The sequence below is a fragment of the Streptomyces sp. NPDC014801 genome (assembly GCF_043082085.1).
Taxonomy (GTDB): domain Bacteria; phylum Actinomycetota; class Actinomycetes; order Streptomycetales; family Streptomycetaceae; genus Streptomyces.
Window position 1 is genome coordinate 291,717 of the sequence record NZ_JBIBXG010000007.1, and the last position, 19,322, is coordinate 311,038.

The window sequence follows — 19,322 nt, forward strand, 5'->3', positions numbered from 1 at the left end:
GTTCAGTGACCAGTCAGGTCAGCAGCCCAGCGGAGCAGGCCGACACCACCGTCGTAGGAGAGCAGCGCACACCGGCCGGGGGAAAGGACGTCCGCCGTCTCGACCGGGTGATCATCCGGTTCGCGGGGGACTCCGGGGACGGCATGCAGCTCACCGGTGATCGTTTCACCTCGGAGACGGCGTCGTTCGGCAACGACCTGTCCACCCTGCCCAACTTCCCCGCCGAGATCCGGGCCCCCGCCGGCACGCTCCCGGGTGTCTCCAGCTTCCAGCTGCACTTCGCCGACCACGACATCCTGACCCCGGGTGACGCACCGAACGTCCTGGTGGCGATGAACCCGGCCGCGCTGAAGGCCAACATCGGCGACATGCCGCGCGGCGCGGAGATCATCGTCAACACGGACGAGTTCACCAAGCGGGCGATGCAGAAGGTCGGCTACGAGTCCAACCCGCTGGAAGACGGCTCGCTGGACGGCTACAGCCTGCATCCGGTGCCGCTGACGACGCTGACCGTGCAGGCGCTGAAGGACTTCGACCTCACCCGCAAGGAGGCCGAGCGCAGCAAGAACATGTTCGCGCTGGGCCTGCTGTCGTGGATGTACCACCGGCCGACCGAGGGCACGGAGAAGTTCCTGCGGTCGAAGTTCGCGAAGAGGCCGCAGCTCGCGGAGGCGAACATCACCGCCTACCGGGCGGGCTGGAACTTCGGCGAGACCACCGAGGACTTCGCGGTCTCCTACGAGGTCGCCCCGGCGGCGAAGGCGTTCCCGCCCGGCGTGTACCGCAACATCTCCGGCAACCTGGCGCTGGCGTACGGCCTGGTCACCGCGTCCCGCCAGGCCGACCTGCCGCTGTTCCTCGGCTCGTACCCGATCACGCCGGCCTCGGACATCCTGCACGAGCTGAGCAAGCACAAGAACTTCGGTGTGCGCACCTTCCAGGCCGAGGACGAGATCGCCGGCATCGGCGCGGCCCTGGGCGCGGCGTTCGGCGGGTCGCTCGCGGTGACCACGACCTCCGGTCCGGGCGTGGCGCTCAAGAGCGAGACGATCGGCCTCGCGGTCTCCCTGGAGCTGCCGCTGCTGATCGTGGACATCCAGCGCGGCGGCCCCTCCACCGGTCTGCCGACCAAGACCGAGCAGGCGGACCTGCTGCAGGCCATGTACGGCCGCAACGGCGAGGCCCCGGTCCCGGTGGTCGCCCCGCAGACGCCCGCGGACTGCTTCGACGCGGCCCTGGAGGCGGCGCGCATCGCGCTCACCTACCGCACCCCCGTGTTCCTGCTGTCCGACGGCTACCTGGCCAACGGCTCGGAGCCCTGGCGCATCCCCGAGGTGGACGAGCTGCCGGACCTGCGGGTGCGGTTCGCGCAGGGCCCGAACCACACCCTGGAGGACGGCACCGAGGTGTTCTGGCCCTACAAGCGGGACGAGGCCACCCTCGCCCGCCCGTGGGCGATCCCGGGCACGCCGGGCCTGGAGCACCGCATCGGCGGCATCGAGAAGCAGGACGGCACGGGCAACATCTCCTACGACCCGGCCAACCACGACTTCATGGTCCGCACCCGGCAGGCCAAGGTCGACGGCATCGACGTCCCGGACGTGGAGGTCGACGACCCGCAGCAGGCCCGCACCCTGGTGCTGGGCTGGGGTTCGACGTACGGCCCGATCACCGCGGCGGTGCGGCGGCTGCGCAGAGCCGGGGAGAGCATCGCGCAGGCGCACCTGCGTCACCTCAACCCGTTCCCGCACAACCTCGGCGAGGTCCTCAGGGCGTACGACAAGGTCGTGATCCCGGAGATGAACCTCGGCCAGCTCGCCACCCTCGTCCGGGCGAAGTACCTCGTCGACGCCCGCTCCCACACCCAGGTCAACGGCATGCCGTTCAAGGCGGAGAAGCTCGCCGCGGCTCTGAAGGAGGCCATCCATGACTGACGCCAATGGGCTGCTTCAGCTGGTCCCGAAGGCCGAGGGCAAGCAGTCGATGAAGGACTTCAAGTCCGACCAGGAGGTGCGCTGGTGCCCGGGCTGCGGTGACTACGCGATCCTCGCCGCGGTGCAGGGCTTCATGCCCGAGCTGGGGCTGGCCCGCGAGAACATCGTGTTCGTCTCCGGGATCGGCTGCTCCTCCCGCTTCCCGTACTACATGAACACCTACGGGATGCACTCCATCCACGGCCGCGCCCCGGCGATCGCCACGGGCCTCGCGACCTCGCGCCGCGATCTGTCGGTGTGGGTCGTCACCGGTGACGGCGACGCGCTGTCCATCGGCGGCAACCACCTGATCCACGCCCTGCGCCGCAACGTCAACCTCAAGATCCTGCTGTTCAACAACCGGATCTACGGCCTGACCAAGGGGCAGTACAGCCCGACCTCCGAGCTCGGCAAGATCACCAAGTCGACGCCGATGGGCTCGCTGGACGCGCCGTTCAACCCGGTGTCCCTGGCGCTCGGCGCGGAGGCCTCCTTCGTCGCCCGCACCATCGACTCCGACCGCAAGCACCTCACCGAGGTGCTGCGGCAGGCGGCCGCCCACCCGGGCACCGCGCTGATCGAGATCTACCAGAACTGCAACATCTTCAACGACGGCGCCTTCGACGCGCTGAAGGACCAGCAGCAGGCCGCGGAGGCCCTGATCCGCCTGGAGCACGGGCAGCCGATCCGCTTCGGCACGGACAACGCCCGCGGTGTCGTGCGCGACGCGCGGACCGGTGACCTGCGGGTGGTGGACGTGACGGCGGAGAACGAGGCGGACGTCCTCGTCCACGACGCCCACGCGGACTCCCCGACCACGGCGTTCGCGCTGTCCCGGCTCGCCGACCCGGACACCCTGCACCACACCCCGATCGGTGTGTTCCGCTCGGTCGAGCGGCCGGTGTACGACACGCTCATGGCCGACCAGCTCGACAGCGCCGTGGAGCAGCGGGGCAAGGGCGACCTCGCCGCGCTCCTCGCCGGCGGCGACACGTGGACGGTCGTCGGCTGACGACGCCGGCGGCGGCGCGTTCGCCGCACGCTCACGAGGCCCGGGACGACGAGACGTCCCGGGCCTCGTCGTATGCGGCGCGAGCGCGCTCCACGTCGGGCATGCGCCGTTCGGTCCACGCGGCCAGGGCGCGCACCTGCTCGGCGGCCTCGCGGCCCAGCCCGGTGAGGGAGTAGTCGACGCGCGGCGGGATGACCGGCCGGGCCTCGCGGTGGACGAGGCCGTCGCGTTCCAGGGTCTGCAGGGTCTGGGTGAGCATCTTCTCGCTCACCTCCCGGCCGACGCGGCCGATCTCGCGGCGCAGCTCGCTGAACCGGTACGAGCGTTCCAGCAGCGCGATCAGCACGAGCACGCCCCAGCGGCTGGTGACGTGCTCCAGGACGAGCCGGTAGGGGCACAGCGCCTCGGCCCCGGAATCCACCTTGCTTACTGCCATGCCAGTACCTTACTTCAAAGTGGGTACTTTCGATTGGTTAGCGCTCTCCGTATGGTGGGTGTCGGAGAAACGGAACGGACACCCCCCGAGGAGATCGCAGATCATGAGCATCGTCGTCACCGGAGCCACCGGAAAGCTCGGCCGCCACGTCGTGGAGCAGCTGCTGGAGAAGGTGCCCGCCGACCAGGTCACCGCCGTCGTACGCACCCCGGAGAAGGGCGCCGACCTCGCCGAGCGCGGCGTACGCCTCGCGGTCGCCGACTACAACGCACCCGAGACCTTCGACGGCCTGTTCGCGGCCGGCGACAAGGTGCTGCTGATCTCCGGCAACGAGTTCGACAAGGGCCGGCCCGCCCAGCACCAGGTCGTCATCGACGCCGCCAAGGCCGCCGGTGTCGCCCTGCTCGCCTACACCAGCGCCCCGGGCAGCCTCACCGCCGCGCTCGCCGACGACCACCGGGTCACCGAGGAGGCCCTGCTGGCCTCCGGCCTGCCCTACGTGCTGCTGCGCAACGGCTGGTACCACGAGAACTACACGGAGAACCTCGCCCCCGTCCTGGAGCACGACGCCGTCGTCGCCGCGGCCGGCGAGGGCCGTGTGTCCTCCGCCTCCCGCGCCGACTACGCGGCCGCCGCGGTCGCGGTGCTGACCGGCGAGGGGCACGAGAACCGGACGTACGAGCTGGGCGGCGACACCGCGTGGAGCTTCGCCGAGTACGCGGCCGAGCTGAGCCGGCAGACCGGCCGGGACATCACCTACAACGCGGTCACCCCGGAGGCCCTCACCTCGATCCTGACCGGCGCCGGGCTGCCCGAGCCGCTCGCCGCGGTGTTCGCCGGCGTGGACGTCTCGATCGAGAAGGGCGAGCTGGAGGTCACCACGGGCGATCTGTCCCGCCTGGCCGGCCGCCCGACGACACCCCTGGCCGAGGCGATCGCGACGGCCCTGAAGGGCTGAGCACGCCCCGCCCCCCTCCCCCGCTCGTCTCGCCAGCTCCCCCGCTTGTCTCGCCGCCTCCGGCTGTCATGACCGTATGGCGATACGGGCATGACAGCGGGGGGCTCGCGGCGTTACCTTCGTGGACGCGAGTCGACAGGCGAAGGAGGGACCCGTGGGCGGGACGAAGGGTGAGCAGCGGATAGGCCTGCTGAACGGGTTCGCGGCATACGGCATGTGGGGGCTGTTCCCGCTGTTCTTCCCGCTGCTGGAGCCCGCCGGCGCCGGCGAGGTCCTCGCCCACCGGATGCTGTGGTCCTTCGTCGTGGTCGCCGTGGTGCTGGCCGTCCTGCGCCGCCGGCGGTGGGCCGGCGAGCTGCTGCGGCAGCCCCGCAAGCTGGCGCTCGTCGCGGTCGCCGCGGCCGTCATCAGCATCAACTGGGGCGTCTACATCTGGGCCGTGAACAGCGGCCATGTCGTCGAGGCCTCGCTCGGCTACTTCATCAACCCGCTCGTGACCATCGCGATGGGCGTGCTGCTGCTCAAGGAGCGGCTGCGGCCCGCGCAGTGGGCGGCGGTCGGCGTCGGCCTGGCCTCGGTCCTCGTGCTGACCGTCGGCTACGGCCGCCCGCCGTGGATCTCCCTGATCCTCGCCTTCTCCTTCGCCACGTACGGCCTGATGAAGAAGAAGGTCAACCTCGGCGGGGTCGAGTCGCTGGCCGCCGAGACCGCGATCCAGTTCCTGCCCGCGCTCGGCTACCTGCTGTGGCTGACGGCGCACGGCGACTCGACGTTCACCAGCGAGGGTCCGGGCCACACCGCCCTGCTCGCCTCCACCGGCATCGTCACCGCGCTGCCGCTGGTCTGCTTCGGCGCGGCCGCGATCCGCGTGCCGCTGTCCACGCTGGGGCTGCTGCAGTACCTCGCCCCGGTCTTCCAGTTCCTGTGCGGCGTCCTGTACTTCCACGAGGCCATGCCGCCCGAGCGCTGGGCCGGCTTCGCCCTCGTCTGGCTGGCCCTGATCCTGCTCACCGCCGACAGCCTCCGCACGGCCCGCCGCTCGGCCCACCTGCGAGCGGCCCTCATCGAGGCGGCCGAGTCGCCCGCGCCGGAGCCCCCGGCGGCGGGCACGACGCCCGCGGCGCCTCGCGTGGAGGCCTAGCGGAGACGTCCGCGGCGCTGACGGCGATGACCCGTCGCCGGCGTTACGGCGATGCCCGGTGGTCGGCGTCGCCGGCGTTACGGCGATGCCCCGCGGTCGGCCTCGTCGGTGTTACGACGATGACCCGTCGCCGGCGTCGCGGCGGGTGCGCGCGCGGTGGGCGCGGACCTTCTCGCGGTTGCCGCAGTGTTCCATCGCGCACCAGCGGCGGCGGCCCGGGCGCGAGGTGTCGACGAACAGCAGGTGGCAGTCGTGGGCGCCGCACTCGCGGACCCGGTCCGCGTGAGGGCCGCTGAACAGGTCGATCGCGTCCCGGGCCACCGTGGACAGCAGCCCGGTGCCGGTGGCCCCCGGGGCCCAGGCGCGGGTCCCGTCCGGGGTGAGCCGGGACACGAGCGGCGGTTCGGCGGCCGCCGTGTTGAGCACCTCGACGAGATCCGGACCCAGCGGGCGGCCGTGCGCGCGGTCGGCGGTGAGCAGGAACAGCGCGTCGCGCACCTCCCGGACCCGGACCAGCTCCGCCTCCGTGACGTGCAGGTCCAGCCCCTGCGGGAGGCGGCTGCGCTCCGCCCAGGCGACCAGGTCGGCCGGGGTGTGCAGCACCTCGTAACGGGCGAAGGCGCCGGGTCCGCCGGTCGGGAGCAGCTCCAGGCACAGCGCTCCGGGGTCGAAGCGGTAGGAGCGCCCGTCGTACGAGTACAGGGTCAATCCGGGAGAACGGTCGGGCGATCCCGGCGATTCCGTTGCACGCTCGGTCATGTAACCATTATTACTGGTTACATGACCACGACGGCACCGGCTCCGGTGCATTTCAAAATCGTCATCGACGCCGCCGACCCGCACACGCAGGCCGACTTCTGGGCCGCCGCGCTGCACTACGAGGTCGAGGACAACGCGGCGCTCATCGAGCAGCTGCTCGCCGCCGGTGCGCTGCCGGGGGCGGCCACCGTCGAGTTCCACGGCCGCCCGGCCTTCCGGGACCTGGTCGCCGTACGGCATCCGCAGGACCCGTACGACCCGCACAGCGGGACCGGACTCGGGCGGCGGCTGCTGTTCCAGCGGGTGCCGGAGCCGAAGTCCGGCAAGAACCGGCTCCACCTCGACCTGCACCCGGGCGAGGGGCGGCGCGCGGACGAGGTGGAGCGGCTGAAGGGGCTCGGCGCGAGCGTGCTGCGGGAGGTGAAGGAGCCCAGCGGCCAGTGGGTGGTGATGGCGGACCCGGAGGGCAACGAGTTCTGCGTGCACTGATGCTGCGTGCACCGAGCACGGGTCGCCGTCCGTGCGGCACTTCGGGAGGTGAACGGGAGGCGCGTGTGCCGCTTCCGCGTGGGTCCGGTGAATGATCCGGTATGCGAACAGCGCTGTCCGGATTGCGCTCTTGACGGAACGTCAGGCTCAGCTTCACCATCGGGCACCCCGTTCCTCGGGACACCCTCAGGAATTCGGAGCCCCCCACATGAACCTCTCCGTTTCCGCGCGGGCGACGGCCGCTGCCGCCGTCGCCTGCGCCGCCCTCCTCACCACCGGGTCCATAGCCGGCGCGGCGCCCGCCCACCCCACGGTCGCCGCCGCCCCCGACATCCCCGTGGCCAACGTCAAGGCCCACCTCGCGCAGCTGCAGTCCATCGCGACCGCCAACGGCGGCAACCGGGCGCACGGCCGGGCCGGCTACAAGGCCTCCCTCGACTATGTGAAGGCCAAGCTGGACGCGGCCGGGTTCACCACCACGATCCAGCAGTTCAGCTCCTCCGGCCGCACCGGCTACAACCTGATCGCCGACTGGCCCGGCGGCGACACCGGACACGTCGTCATGACCGGCGCCCACCTCGACAGCGTCACCGCCGGGCCCGGCATCAACGACAACGGCTCCGGCTCCGCCGCCATCCTGGAGACCGCCCTCGCCGTCGCCCGGGCCGGCCACCACCCCGCCAAGCACCTGCGCTTCGCCTGGTGGGGCGCGGAGGAACTGGGCATGGTCGGCTCCCGCTACTACGTCGGCAGACTGACCTCCACCGAACGCTCCCGGATCAGCGCCTACCTGAACTTCGACATGATCGGCTCGCCGAACCCCGGCTACTTCGTCTACGACGACGATCCGGCCCTGGAGAAGACCTTCAAGGACTACTACGCCGGTCTCGGCATCGCCACCGAGCCCGAGACCGAGGGCGACGGCCGCTCCGACCACGCGCCCTTCAAGAACGCCGGAGTGCCGGTGGGCGGCCTCTTCAGCGGCGCCGACTACGTGAAGACGGCGGCGCAGGCGGCCAAGTGGGGCGGCTCGGCCGGGCAGGCCTTCGACCGCTGCTACCACTCCTCGTGCGACACCACGGCCAACCTCAACGACACGGCCCTGGACCGCAACAGCGACGCCATCGCGTACGCGGTGTGGACGTTGTCGGCGTGACGGGTCTTGGCCCGCGACGCCCATGCCACTCGCGCCGCCCGTTCGCCGGCCGGCGCAGGCGGCGTCCGGAGGCCTGGGCGGCGTCCGCCGGCCTGGGCGGCGTCCGGAGGCCTGGGCGGCGTCCGCCGGCGCAGGCGGTGTCAGCCGGCGTCGGCGGCGGCGCGGGCGGCGAGGCGGTCCATGCGGGCGTGGACCGACCGCAGCCGCTCGGCGTCGGCGGCGGCGGGACCGCCCTCCGCGGCGAGCGCGCTCCACAGCTCGGTCAACTCGCCGCCCAGGCGCAGCCCTTCGCGCGGATCGCGCACCGCACGCCACGCGGTGTACGCGCTCCGCACGGTGCCGTAGGCCGCCTCCGCGTCCCGCCGCCTGCGGTGCGCACGGGCCAGATCGAGGGAGAGCCGGACGGCACGCTCCGGCTCTCCCGCCAAGTAGGCGATGTAGGCGATCAGTTCGCGCAGGCCCAGCACCTCGGGGTGCTCGGGCCCCAGCGTCGCCTCCGCCTCGGCGGCGGTCTCCTCGGCCAGTTCCGCCGCCAGCTCCGTCCGCCCGGCCCGCACGGCCTCGTTCACCCGCGCCACCTTCCCGGCGGGCAGCGCGGAGGTGTCGCCGCCCTGCGCGATCGGCGCGTCCTCCAGTACGGCCTCGGCGATGGCGTCGAACCCTCGGGCGGGCGTGGGGGTGAGCCGCGACTCGGCCGCGGCAGCGCTCTCCGCGGCAACGGCGGCGGCCATCGCCGCGGCGGCGGAGGCCACACGGGCGGCCTCGGCCTCGGCATCGGTCCCGGCGCCGGTGCTGGTGCTGGTGCTGGTGCTGGTGCTGGTGCTGGTGCCGGTCTTGGCTGCGGGTGCGGTGGTGCTCGTGGTCGTGGTCGCCTTCGCGCCCGCGGTCGCGGCCGGTACGGCGTCCGGGGCCGGTCGCGACGGCTCGGCGGCGTAGGGACCCGCGGCCGGACCGGGGGCCTGCGGGCCGTCGGTTATGGGGGCCGCGGGGCGTGCCGTGGCCGGGGGCATCTCGGGCGGCGGGCCGAAGACGCCCAGCGGTGCGGCGACCGCACCAGGGGCGGGCGCGGTCGTCTGCGCCTCGGGCGCCGCCCACCGCGGTGCCCTCCGGCGCGCCTCCGGTGACGGCGGGAGCGCGGAGTTGTTGAGGGGCTTCTGCACGTCGTGCGCCGGTGCCGATTCCGCCGCGTTCGGCGGCTGCGGTGCGAGCCGCAGCATCTGCGTCCGACGGTCCGCCGGCGGCTCCGGCTCCGGCTCGGGCGCATGCGCGGGCCCCGTCGCGGTCGCCGGCGGCTGCCCCTCGGCCCCGGCGGCCCCGCTCCGTACCGGCTCCGACGTCAAGTGGCTGGAGCCGTCCGGGTCCACGCGCAGGGGGACGACGTAACCGATGCGTTCGTCGTGGATCGTGGCGAGGACGGAACGGCCGCCGGCGCGGGCCAGGCGGTGCAGGTGGGCGAGGACGGCGTCCTGCGCCTCCTGGCCGGGGGCCACCGGGACCGGCGCCCCGGCGATCCACACGCCGGCGGCATCCTGGGGCCGGCCGGCTCCGCCCGCCGTGACGCGGACCTCCAGCGGCGCGGCATCCGGCTTCACGTCCCGCTTCCGCGGGTTCAGCGCGCGGCTGAGTCGAGTCATCGCTTCCCTCACTCCCGATGCGTCACTCGGACTCGGCGGCGAGCCTGCGGACGGCACATGCGTTTCCTCATGGTGCTCCCGGTCAAGGACCGTTCGAACACCCACGGTCGAGTCTCCCCGCTCACTCCCGGTATGCGGGTCACCACCGCGTCACAGACTCGTCCCGAGTTACGGGGACCCGCCCGGCGCGGTGCCCCTTCTGGCCTTCTGGCGGAATTTGAATGCGTGTGCATAAAATGCAGATGCGCGTAATCGTCGTACGACGCCTGTCGCGCTCCTTGCCGTACACCCGTCCCGCGCCTCCGACACCGTCTTCCTGGGAGATGCCATGACCCGCCGTTTCCTGTTCGTGCTGGGCAGCAGCCGCGACGACGGCAACACCGAACTGCTGGCCCGCAAAGCCGCCGAGCAGTTGCCCGCGGACGTCGAACAGGAGTGGATCAGCCTCGCCGAGCACCCGCTGCCCGACTTCACCGACCTGCGCCACGACAGCGACCACGTCCGGCCCACCGAGGGCAACACCGCCCTGCTGCTGGACGCCACCCTCGCCGCGACGGACCTGGTGATCGCCTCACCGCTGTACTGGTACTCGGTCTCCGCCCACACCAAGCGCTACCTGGACCACTGGTCGGGCTGGCTGCGCACCCCCGGCCTGGACTTCAAGGAACGGATGGCCGGGCGCACCCTGTGGGGCGTGGCCGCCCTCGCCCACGAGGAGCAGGAGGTCGCCGCACCGCTCGTCGGCACGCTCAACAACTCCGCCGCCTACATGGGCATGCGCTTCGGCGGCGTCCTGCTCGGCAACGGCAGCCGCCCCGGCGACGTACTGAGCGACCACGCGGCGCTCACCCGCGCCAAGACCTTCTTCTCCGGCGAGGCACCGCTCGCCCGCTTCCCGTACGAGAGCGCGTGAGCCACAGCACATACCGCGAGTTGCTTGAGCGCGTGCGGCTCTAGACGGTGATGTCCTTCGCCGTGAAGCGGGCCCAGGCCGCCGAGCCGAACACCACGGCGTACAGGCCCTGCAGGCCGAGGTTTCTGACCAGGCCGTCCCAGTAGACCGGTTCGCGCATCAGGTCGGCGAAGGACAGCCAGTAGTGGGGGAAGAGATACGGCTGGATCGCGTGCAGCTGGGGGAACTGGTCCAGGATCTGCACGGTGATCAGCAGGCCCACGGTCGTCGCCATCGCCGCGATGCCGCTGTTGGTGAGCGTGGAGACGAACAGTCCCACCGCCGCCACCCCGACCAGCGACGCGGCGACGACCAGGGCGATCAGCAGCGCCCGGCCCAGCCCCTCCGCGAAGCTGATCCGTGTCCCGGAGATGGTCGTCAGATCGCCGAGCGGGAAGAGCAACGCCCCCACCAGCAGCGCCGAGACGGCGACCACGAGGGTGGCGAGCAGACAGAAGGCCATCGTCGTCGTGTACTTGGCGAGCAGCAGCCGGGTACGGCCGGCCGGGGCGACGAGGAGATAGCGCAGGGTGCCCGCGTTCGCCTCGCCGGCGATCGCGTCGCCCGCGATCACCCCGACCGCCATCGGCAGGAAGAACGGCAGGGTCGCGGCCAGTGCCGTGAAGACGAGGAACAGGCCGTTGTTGGTGACCTGCGAGATGAACGCCGGTCCCTCCCCGCCCCGCGGCCCCGCCGACGAGCCGTCCCCCGTCTCGATCTTCACGGCGATCCCGACCAGCACGGGCACCGCCGCCAGCACGCCGAGCAGCGCGAGCGTGCGCCAGCGCCGCAGGGTGACCAGCAGCTCGCTGCGGAAGAGACCGAGGGTCCACAGCGGGCGGACCGCGCGGACCGCCCCGGCGGTGGTGTCAGCCTGCGACATCGAAGCCCTCCCCGGTCAGCGCCACGAACGCGTCCTCCAGCGAGGCCCGTTCCACACCGAACCCGCGCACCCGCACCCCGGCCGCGACCAGCGCGGCGTTGACGTCGGCCAGTTCACGCTCCGGCGGCTCGCCCGTCACCCGGTCCTCCGCCACGACGACGTCACCGACCCCCTGCTCCTTCAGCACCCGGGCCGCGTCGGAGACGTCCGGCGTGGTCACCACCAGCCGTCCGCGCGCCCGTGCCGCCAGCTCGGCGACCGAGCCCTGGACGAGCAGCCGTCCGCGCGCCATCACGGCGGCGTGCGTGCACACCTGCTCGATCTCGTCGAGGAGGTGGGAGGAGAGGAAGACGGTCGTGCCGTCGGAGGCGAGCTCACGGACGAGGGCGCGGATCTCCCGCATGCCCTGCGGGTCGAGCCCGTTGGTCGGCTCGTCCAGGACGAGCAGCCGGCGGGGCTGGAGCAGCGCCGCGGCCAGCCCCAGCCGCTGCTTCATCCCCAGCGAGTACGCCTTCGCCTTCTTGCCGGCGGCCGCCGTCAGCCCCACCCGGTCCAGCGCCGCGGCGACGCGGGTGCGCCGGGTGCGCGGATCGGCCGTCGGGTCGGCGGCGTCGTAGCGCAGCAGGTTGTCGCGGCCGGAGAGGAAGCCGTACAGCGCGGGTCCCTCGATCAGCGCGCCGACCCGCGGCAGCACCGAGCGGGCCGCCCGGGGCATGAACTGCCCGAGCACCCGCGCGGTGCCGGAGGTCGGCTCGATGAGGCCCATCAGCATGCGGATGGTGGTGGTCTTGCCCGAGCCGTTCGGGCCGAGGAAGCCGAAGACGCTGCCCGCCGGGACGCTCAGGTCCAGGGCGTCGACGGCGAGCTGCCCGCCGCGGTAGCGCTTGGTGAGGGCGCGGGTGTGGATGACGTACTCGTCCTCCGGCACCTGCTCACCCCGTGCGGCGGGCGCGTCGTCCATCGGCTCCCCCGATCGTTCCCCGGGCGGGTGGTGTCCCGCCCGCTCACTTCCCCGCGTCGGCCGCCTCGACGAGGGCGTCCTTGGTGACCGCGCCGACGTAGACCTTGCCGTCGTCGGTGATCAGGGCGTTGACCAGACGGGTGGAGAACACCGTGCCCTTGCCGAACTTGCCGGAAACCTTGTCGCCCAGGGAGTCCAGGAAGCCGCCCAGGTCACCGCCGGCCTCGCTGCCGGACGGCACGCCGCCCTTGGCGCCGGTGTCGAAGGCGGCGATCGCGCTCCAGCCCTCGCCGATGACCTTCAGCCCGTCGGGTCCCTTGCCCGGCTCACCGCCCGGCGTGGGCAGGAGGTGCTCCGGGAGCCCGCCCTTCAGCGGCCCGTCCCCCTTGCCCTGGTGCGCACGGTCCCCGCCCTCGGTCACCTTGGCGCCCTTGGGCGGGGTGAAGTCGAAGGTGGAGGCCGCCGGCTTGGCGAAGCTCACCTGCGTGAAGCCGACGTCGACCACGGCGGCGCCGCCGCTCTTCGGGGTCAGGGTGAACTTCAGCGGCACGCCGGTCCTGGCGTCCACGGCGATGCTGATGGCCCCGACCGTGGTACCGGACTGCTTGGGCTTGATCACCAGCTTGTAGGCGTCGCGGCCGGCCACCTGCGCGGTGCCGTCCACGGTGACCGAGGTCGTGGGGCCGGCGGCCTTGAGGGCCTGCTCGGCGAAGTCCTTGGGCGTACCGGTGAAGTTCTCCGCGCCCCGCTCGCCCTTGCCGTGCCCGTCCTTGCCCTGCTTGTCCTTGCCCTGCTTGTCCTTGTCCGGTGCGCTTCGGCCCGCGTCGTCCGCGGTGGTGTGGAAGACCTCGTTGGACTTGCTGTCGTAGCCCCAGACGTCCTTGCCGTGGTGAATGAGGCTGTACTCGGCGGCGTCCTCCAGCACGGAGACCTTCTGCCGGTCCGGGCCGTCGGCGGCCACCCGCAACGTGTGCGAGCCGGTGGCGAGTTCGGTCACCTTGGCGGACGGGTCGGCGGACGACCCGTCACCGCCGCCCCCGGCCGCGCCGCCGCCCAGACCGCCGGCGAGCCCGCCGAGGTCGGGCAGGCCCAGGTCGGTGTTGACGCGGACGGTGCCGGAGAACTGCTGGACGTCCGACGCCGCGATCTTCTCGATGAGCTGCTGGGCGCTGATCGCCGGCAGGTCCGGGTCCCCGGAGCTGGCGAGCGCGGGAACGATCCCGATCGTCGCGGCGGCCACGCCCACGACCGTCGCGGGCACGGCGTACCGCGCGACCTTGCGACGCCCCCCGTGCGGCGGACCGGCCGGCTCGCCCGCGGCCGTCGCCCTGTCCTCGGTTCCAAACGGTGCCATCTGTGCGCTACCTCCGTCGTCGGCGGCGGCTGTCCGTCCCGTGACCCGCGGCGTGCGCTCCCGGCGGGCCCCACCCCAAGCCGCCATTCTCACCCGAATCGGTGAGGAGTGGTGTCTTTCGTGCTTCCCATCAGACCAAATCGGCCGCCGCCGGTCGTCACCCCACGGAGTCAACTCCATGTACTGCTGGGGTATGACATGGCGAGGGGTCAGCTCCCCTTACCCGTAGGGGATGTGGGGGACACGGGGGATGCGGCGGGGGTACGGCGGGGCGAAGGGGACGGCGGGGCGAAGGGCACGGCAGCCAGAGACACCCCCTGGGCCGGCCGGGGTTCATGGCGGGGCTCCGTGGCGGAGTCGTCCCGGACCGGAAGGGCCGGGACGCACGTGCGGCGCCCGAGGGGCGATCCGCCGGCGGCCGGGTCAGCCCGCCCGGTGGACCACCGCGTCGCACAGCTCCATCAGGGCCACCTTGGCGTCGCACTCCCGCAGCGGGGCCAGCGCGGCCCGCGCCTCCTCGGCGTAGCGGACGGTGTCGCGGCGCGCCTGCTCCAGCGCGGGGTGCGCGCGCAGCGCGGCGAGCGCCTCCGCGTGCCGCGCGTCGTCGCTGAGGTCGGAGTCGAGCAGCTCGCACAGGGCGCGGTCCTCCGGCAGCCCCAGCCGCTCGGCCCGCTCCCGCAGCCGCAGCACCGGCAGCGTCGGGATGCCCTCGCGCAGGTCCGTGCCCGGCGTCTTGCCGGACTCGTGCGAGTCGGAGGCGATGTCGAGTACGTCGTCGGCGAGCTGGAAGGCGACGCCGAGCCGCTCCCCGTACTGGGTGAGCACGTCCACGACCGTCTCGTCGGCGCCGGACATCATCGCGCCGAACCGGCACGAGACCGCGACCAGCGACCCCGTCTTGCCGCCGAGCACCTCGAGGTAGTGGTCGACCGGGTCCCGGCCGTCCTGCGGGCCCGCGGTCTCCAGGATCTGGCCGGTGACCAGCCGCTCGAACGCGAGAGCCTGGACCCGGACCGCCTCCGGTCCGAGGTCGGCGAGGATCTGCGAGGCCCGGGCGAAGAGGAAGTCGCCGGTCAGGACGGCGACGGAGTTGCCCCACCGGGTGTTCGCGCTGGGCACGCCGCGGCGCACGGCCGCCTCGTCCATGACGTCGTCGTGGTACAGCGTCGCGAGGTGGGTCAGCTCCACCACGACGGCGGACGGCACGACACCCGGCGCGTACGGATCACCGAACTGCGCCGCGAGCATCACGAGCAGCGGCCGGAACCGCTTCCCGCCCGCCCGCACCAGGTGCTGCGCGGCCTCCGTGATGAAGGGAACCTCGCTCTTGGTGGCCTCGAGCAACCCTTCCTCGACAGCCGCCAATCCGGCCTGGACATCGGCTTCGAGAGCCTGGTCCCGCACGCTCAGCCCGAACGGCCCGACGACGGTCACGAGGGGTCTCCTGTCTGCTGGTGCCGGTTGGCGATTACGCGGTTTGTCGATAGGTCGCTGCCATCACTCAAGTCAGCGTATCCGGTCACGTTTCGATCACCGATAGCGCCCACGGTTACAGGCCAGGCGGTATCGGATCACGCCCGATATGTTGATCGACCACATCTGATCAGCCGAAAAGTACCGTTATCCACCATGCTCACACCCGGGAGACCACTCCCCCACCCTGTGCGAGCCGCCCGGCCGATCGCGCCGGAACACGACCCTACTGCCCGTTTTGCCGTAATTAATCAGCCGAATCACCTTGGTCACCTTGGTTCCAAATGTGTTGCGCCTGTGACACCAGTGAATTGGGTCACGCGGACCCCTCGCCGGTCCCCGACTGCCGGAACCCTCGCTTCCCCAGTTCCCCCAAGCGAGTTGAGGCTTGGCAGTAGCAAAGGATCAAGACACCCAAACGGCCCCTACCAAGGTCAACTAGGGCGATAGGTGAATCCGGTACTTGTTCCCGGCATGTGCTCTCGCATAACTTCCCGGCCTGTCGGATGGACGCCTAATCCTGCCGCCGTCCGGCACCCACCATCGGACCAACTCATCCGTGTACGGCAGGAGCGGGGGACCCAGGTAAGTCGCCGAACCGGACGTCGTCGCCCCGACGACGCCCCGGACCGGCTCGGGGTGAAGCCGTGCCGCCTTCCGCGGCCGGCCGGGCATCTCCAGCCCGAACCCGACAGCTCACCTCGCAGGCGCCGGAGAGGAACTTCGCCATGCCCGCTGCCGGTCAGCACCGCCGCACCCGCACGTCCCGCCTCGTCCGCACCCTCGCCGTCGCCGGCACGGGTGCCGCCGCCCTCGCGCTCCCGCTCTTCGGCGCCACCAGCGCCTCCGCCGCCACGCCGGCCTCCACCGCGACCGTGATCACCGCCGCCAACTCGGTCTACCCGAACAACCTGGACGGCTGGATCCGCCAGTCGCTGGACATCATGGCCCAGCGCGGCATCCCCGGCACCTACGACGGGATCTACCGCAACATCATCCGCGAGTCCTCCGGCAACCCGGCCGCCATCAACCTGTGGGACTCCAACGCGGCCGCCGGCACCCCCTCCAAGGGCCTGCTGCAGGTCATCGACCCGACCTTCCTCGCCTACCACGTGCCCGGCACCTCCATGGACCCGTACGACCCGATCGCCAACATCACCGCGGCCTGCAACTACGCGGCCGCCCGCTACGGCTCGATCGACAACGTGTTCAGCGCGTACTGAGCCGGCTGAGCTCAGCGCGTCCTGACGGGGCCGAGCCGCCTCCGTCATCTGAAGAGTCGTTCGAGGACGACGGCGATGCCGTCGTCCTCGTTCGACAAGGTGATCTCGTCGGCCACGGCCTTCAGCTCCGGATGGGCGTTGGCCATGGCCACCCCGCGGGCGGCCCAGGCGAACATCGGGATGTCGTTCGGCATGTCCCCGAATGCCAGCGCCCGCTCCGCGCCCAGCCCGAGACGGTCGGCCGCCAGCGCCAGCCCCGTCGCCTTGGTGACCCCGCACGGCTGCAGCTCCACCGTGCCCGGCCCCGACATCGTCACCGTCGCCAGCGAGCCGACCACCGCGCGGGCCGTCGCCGCCAGCGCGTCGTCGGACAGTTCGGGATGGCGCAGCAGCACCTTGCTGATCGGCTCGCCCCACAGATCGTCGCGCCGCCCGACCCGCACCGCCGGCAGCGTCGGGTGCGGCATCCGGTAGCCGGGCTCGATCAGCGTCAGCCCGTCCACCCCGTCCTGGTCGACCGCGGCGTAGACCTCCCCCACCTCGGCCTCGATCTTGCCGAGCGCCGTCTCGGCCAGCTCCCGGTCCAGCGTCACCGACCACAGCAGCCGGTCCGCCCCCGCGTCGTACACCTGCGCGCCCTGCCCGCACACCGCGAGCCCCGTGGAACCCAGGTCCTCCAGCAGCGGCCGCACCCGGGGCGCCGGGCGGCCCGTCACCACCAGATGCCGGGCGCCGGCCCGCACCGCCCGCGCGAGCGCGGCCCGTGACCGGTCGGAGAGCGTGTCGTCGCCGCGCAGCAGCGTTCCGTCCAGGTCAGTGGCGATGAGGGCATATGCGAGGGCGGCCATGATCAGAGAATACGGACCCCGGAAGCCCCCCGTTCACCACCGGCCGCGCCTCCTCCCCGGCCCCTTCGGGCCCCCCGCCGCTGTGGCAGGCTGACCTCTCACTCACCAGGGGGAGGCCCACGTCGTGACCGCCGGACCGGACCGTTTCCAGCAGCACCTCCGGCAGGCCGCCGCCGGCGTCCTCGCCCGCTTCCCCGCCGCCGACGTCCCCGAGATCTACGCCCTCTCCTTCCGTATCTGGCGCCTGGACGACGACCGGCACCCCTACGTCGCCATCGGCTACAACACCGAGTCCCAGTACGCCCGGGAGCGGCGCGCCGAGGACCCGGGCGAGGCCCGCTGGAACTACGCCTGCTGGCTCCTCGACGGCTTCGAGATGCTCGGCAACGTCCCCGAGGACCCGGCCGGCGGCGCCCTCTTCGTCGAGCGGGCCAAGGAGCTCGGGCTGTGGTACGACGACGGCACCGGCGATCCCGCCCTGCCCAAGGCCGTGCGCGACGAGCAGGACGGCACGAGCGGCGACGAGCAGGACGGCATGAGCTGCGACGAGGAGGACGGCATGAGCTGCGACGAGGAGGACGGCACGAGCGAGGGGCTGTGGGAGTACTTCGCCGACGCCTGCACCGGCCTCGCCCGCCATCTGCACGCGAGCGGCCTGATCGAGGAGATCCTCGGCCGCCCGCTGCCGATCGTGGTGTTCGACATGGACTGCCCCGGCTGGGAGGTGGAGGCCACCGAGGCCGCCAACCCGCCCGGCCTGATCACCGGCTTCCTGGACTGGCAGCACGCCCAAGGGGCGTAGCCCACCCCCCGGCCGTCAGCCGTGGGCCGCCATCAGGTGCCGGGCCAGGCGGGGCGAGGCGAACTCCGTGCCGCACACGAACCGCATCACCGGACCGTAGGAACCGGCCGCCGGCAGGCCCGTGAAGTACAGGCCGGGAACCGACGACACGTATCCGGCGCCCAGCTTCGGCGTGCCGCGGCTGACCGCGAGGGCGGTACGCAGCTCGTGGCCCAGGAAGTCCATGGCCGCGATGTCCACCCGGTAGCCGGTGGCCGCGATGACGTGGTCGGCGGCGAGCCGCTCGGTGCGGCCGGCGTGGCTGCGCACGGTGAGGGTGGCCCCCTCGCCCGTCGCCTCGGCCCGCACGATCCGCTGCACCTCGCTGACCTGCACGGTCTCCGCGAAGCGCCCCCGCAGCCACCAGGCGCCGAGCGGCCCGAGCACCCGGCGGACCAGGTAGTGGCGTATCCCGGCGGGCAGACGGCGGTAGGGGTGCGGGTAGTAGCTGAGCGCCCACAGCGACCAGGCCCGGCCGAACGGCGACTCGGGCCGCAGCCGGGGCTGGTCCCAGGGCGGCGCGCCGAAGGCGACCCGGCCCCGGCCGCGGGCGACCACCCGGACCCGGGCCCCGGCCTCGGCGGCGAGCACCGCCGTCTCCAGCGCCGACTGTCCCGCGCCGACGACGATCAGCTCCCGGCCGGCGAACCGGCTCAGGTCGTGGTGCTGGGAACTGTGGGACACCGCCGATGCGGGGGCGGGTCCGTCGGGCGCGGCGGCGGCCAGCTCGCGGGGCAGGTGCGCCAGCCCGGACAGGCCGGTCGCCACGACGACGGCCTGCGCGGTGAACTGCTCCCCGGAGTCCAGCTTCAGCTCGAACCCCCCGCCGGCGCGCCGGTCCACGGAGACCACCCGCACCCGCTCCAGGTCGGGCACCAGTTTCTGCTGGAACCACTCGCCGTAGGCGATGAACGTCTCGACGGGGATGATGTCCTCGTCGGTGACCAGACGCCGGACGCCGGCCGCGTCGCAGTAGTCGGCGAGGGTGTACCCGCGCTGCGGGCTGTCGATGGTCGAGGCGGCGGGGGTCGACTTCAGGAGCATGCCGGCGGGCATGTTGTCGCGCCAGCTCACCATCGGGTCACCGAAGACCCGCACGGGCATGCCGCGGGCGCGCAGATGGGCGGCGGTGGACAGGCCGAACGGGCCTGCCCCGATGACTGCAACCGGTTGGTTCACGAAGTCCCTCCCCAGGACGTCATGTCGTCACTTCGTGTTCCGGCCGGGAC

The 19,322-nt window shown here is 72.4% G+C and carries 18 protein-coding genes and 1 riboswitch; of the genes, 9 read left to right on the plus strand and 9 right to left on the minus strand.

Annotated features, from left to right (window positions below; genetic code table 11):
• The first annotated feature begins 5 nt into the window (after positions 1-5).
• Together ACF1AL_RS18890 and ACF1AL_RS18895 are read left to right on the plus strand one after the other, a co-directional pair.
• Positions 6-1,934, plus strand: a complete 1,929-nt coding sequence (locus tag ACF1AL_RS18890; protein WP_391826563.1) for a 2-oxoacid:acceptor oxidoreductase subunit alpha — start codon at positions 6-8, stop codon at positions 1,932-1,934.
• A complete protein-coding gene (locus ACF1AL_RS18895) occupies positions 1,927-2,985 on the plus strand; it encodes a 2-oxoacid:ferredoxin oxidoreductase subunit beta (protein WP_366838766.1) in 1,059 nt (352 codons plus the stop codon). Before ACF1AL_RS18890 ends, ACF1AL_RS18895 begins: the two co-directional genes overlap by 8 nt.
• 31 nt (positions 2,986-3,016) lie before the next feature.
• Here the strand turns inward: ACF1AL_RS18895 and ACF1AL_RS18900 are convergent, their stop codons facing one another.
• A complete protein-coding gene (locus ACF1AL_RS18900; RefSeq protein ID WP_386418063.1) occupies positions 3,017-3,421 on the minus strand; it encodes a winged helix-turn-helix transcriptional regulator in 405 nt (134 codons plus the stop codon).
• Positions 3,422-3,524: 103 nt separating this feature from the next.
• On the opposite strand from ACF1AL_RS18900, the gene ACF1AL_RS18905 reads away from it, so the two are divergent.
• Positions 3,525-4,379, plus strand: a complete 855-nt coding sequence (locus tag ACF1AL_RS18905; RefSeq protein ID WP_391826565.1) for an SDR family oxidoreductase — start codon at positions 3,525-3,527, stop codon at positions 4,377-4,379.
• Positions 4,380-4,593: 214 nt separating this feature from the next.
• Positions 4,594-5,520: an EamA family transporter RarD gene (gene rarD, locus ACF1AL_RS18910; protein ID WP_384204885.1), complete on the plus strand. Its 927-nt coding sequence runs from the start codon at positions 4,594-4,596 to the stop codon at positions 5,518-5,520.
• 111 nt (positions 5,521-5,631) lie between these two features.
• Here rarD and ACF1AL_RS18915 read toward each other — a convergent pair whose 3' ends face one another.
• Positions 5,632-6,279: a CGNR zinc finger domain-containing protein gene (locus ACF1AL_RS18915; protein ID WP_391821078.1), complete on the minus strand. Its 648-nt coding sequence runs from the start codon at positions 6,277-6,279 to the stop codon at positions 5,632-5,634.
• 21 nt (positions 6,280-6,300) lie between these two features.
• On the opposite strand from ACF1AL_RS18915, the gene ACF1AL_RS18920 reads away from it, so the two are divergent.
• Positions 6,301-6,768 carry a VOC family protein gene (locus ACF1AL_RS18920; protein WP_386418056.1) on the plus strand — a complete coding sequence of 156 codons (468 nt, stop codon included), beginning with the start codon at positions 6,301-6,303 and terminating at the stop codon, positions 6,766-6,768.
• Positions 6,769-6,976: 208 nt separating this feature from the next.
• The gene (locus ACF1AL_RS18925; protein ID WP_391821079.1) at positions 6,977-7,924 is read left to right on the plus strand and encodes a M28 family metallopeptidase; all 948 of its coding nucleotides are present in this window, start codon (positions 6,977-6,979) and stop codon (positions 7,922-7,924) included.
• 140 nt (positions 7,925-8,064) lie between these two features.
• Here the strand turns inward: ACF1AL_RS18925 and ACF1AL_RS18930 are convergent, their stop codons facing one another.
• Positions 8,065-9,558: a tetratricopeptide repeat protein gene (locus ACF1AL_RS18930; protein WP_391826567.1), complete on the minus strand. Its 1,494-nt coding sequence runs from the start codon at positions 9,556-9,558 to the stop codon at positions 8,065-8,067.
• 328 nt (positions 9,559-9,886) lie between these two features.
• Here ACF1AL_RS18930 and ACF1AL_RS18935 point away from each other — a divergent pair, with 328 nt between their 5' ends.
• Positions 9,887-10,471 carry a flavodoxin family protein gene (locus ACF1AL_RS18935; RefSeq protein ID WP_391821081.1) on the plus strand — a complete coding sequence of 195 codons (585 nt, stop codon included), beginning with the start codon at positions 9,887-9,889 and terminating at the stop codon, positions 10,469-10,471.
• Between the two features lie 40 nt (positions 10,472-10,511).
• Here ACF1AL_RS18935 and ACF1AL_RS18940 read toward each other — a convergent pair whose 3' ends face one another.
• The 4 genes from ACF1AL_RS18940 to ACF1AL_RS18955 form a co-directional block, all read right to left on the minus strand.
• Positions 10,512-11,393, minus strand: coding sequence for an ABC transporter permease (locus ACF1AL_RS18940; protein WP_386912149.1), 882 nt, complete (start codon positions 11,391-11,393; stop codon positions 10,512-10,514).
• Complete coding sequence (locus ACF1AL_RS18945; protein WP_391821082.1) at positions 11,380-12,354, minus strand: ABC transporter ATP-binding protein; 975 nt, start codon at positions 12,352-12,354, stop codon at positions 11,380-11,382. The genes ACF1AL_RS18940 and ACF1AL_RS18945 overlap by 14 nt, the downstream gene beginning before the upstream one ends.
• 43 nt (positions 12,355-12,397) lie before the next feature.
• On the minus strand, positions 12,398-13,708 hold the full coding sequence (locus ACF1AL_RS18950) for an outer membrane lipoprotein carrier protein LolA (protein ID WP_391821083.1): 1,311 nt from the start codon (positions 13,706-13,708) through the stop codon (positions 12,398-12,400).
• Positions 13,709-14,131: 423 nt separating this feature from the next.
• Entirely contained in the window at positions 14,132-15,142 is a 1,011-nt protein-coding gene (locus tag ACF1AL_RS18955; protein ID WP_366838752.1) for a polyprenyl synthetase family protein, read from the minus strand.
• A 578-nt stretch (positions 15,143-15,720) separates the two neighbouring features.
• Positions 15,721-15,904: riboswitch (cyclic di-AMP (ydaO/yuaA leader) on the plus strand.
• Between the two features lie 5 nt (positions 15,905-15,909).
• Here ACF1AL_RS18955 and ACF1AL_RS18960 point away from each other — a divergent pair.
• The gene (locus tag ACF1AL_RS18960; RefSeq protein ID WP_366838751.1) at positions 15,910-16,404 is read left to right on the plus strand and encodes a transglycosylase SLT domain-containing protein; all 495 of its coding nucleotides are present in this window, start codon (positions 15,910-15,912) and stop codon (positions 16,402-16,404) included.
• 44 nt (positions 16,405-16,448) lie between these two features.
• Here the strand turns inward: ACF1AL_RS18960 and ACF1AL_RS18965 are convergent, their stop codons facing one another.
• Positions 16,449-17,255 (minus strand): HAD family hydrolase, encoded by an 807-nt coding sequence (locus ACF1AL_RS18965; protein WP_391704321.1) that lies wholly within the window; start codon positions 17,253-17,255, stop codon positions 16,449-16,451.
• A 121-nt stretch (positions 17,256-17,376) separates the two neighbouring features.
• Between ACF1AL_RS18965 and ACF1AL_RS18970 the strand changes: the two genes are divergently transcribed.
• Positions 17,377-18,054 (plus strand): hypothetical protein, encoded by a 678-nt coding sequence (locus ACF1AL_RS18970; RefSeq protein ID WP_391821084.1) that lies wholly within the window; start codon positions 17,377-17,379, stop codon positions 18,052-18,054.
• Between the two features lie 15 nt (positions 18,055-18,069).
• On the opposite strand, the gene ACF1AL_RS18975 is transcribed toward ACF1AL_RS18970, so the two are convergent.
• Positions 18,070-19,272, minus strand: a complete 1,203-nt coding sequence (locus ACF1AL_RS18975; RefSeq protein ID WP_391821085.1) for an FAD-dependent oxidoreductase — start codon at positions 19,270-19,272, stop codon at positions 18,070-18,072.
• Between the last annotated feature and the right edge of the window lie 50 nt (positions 19,273-19,322).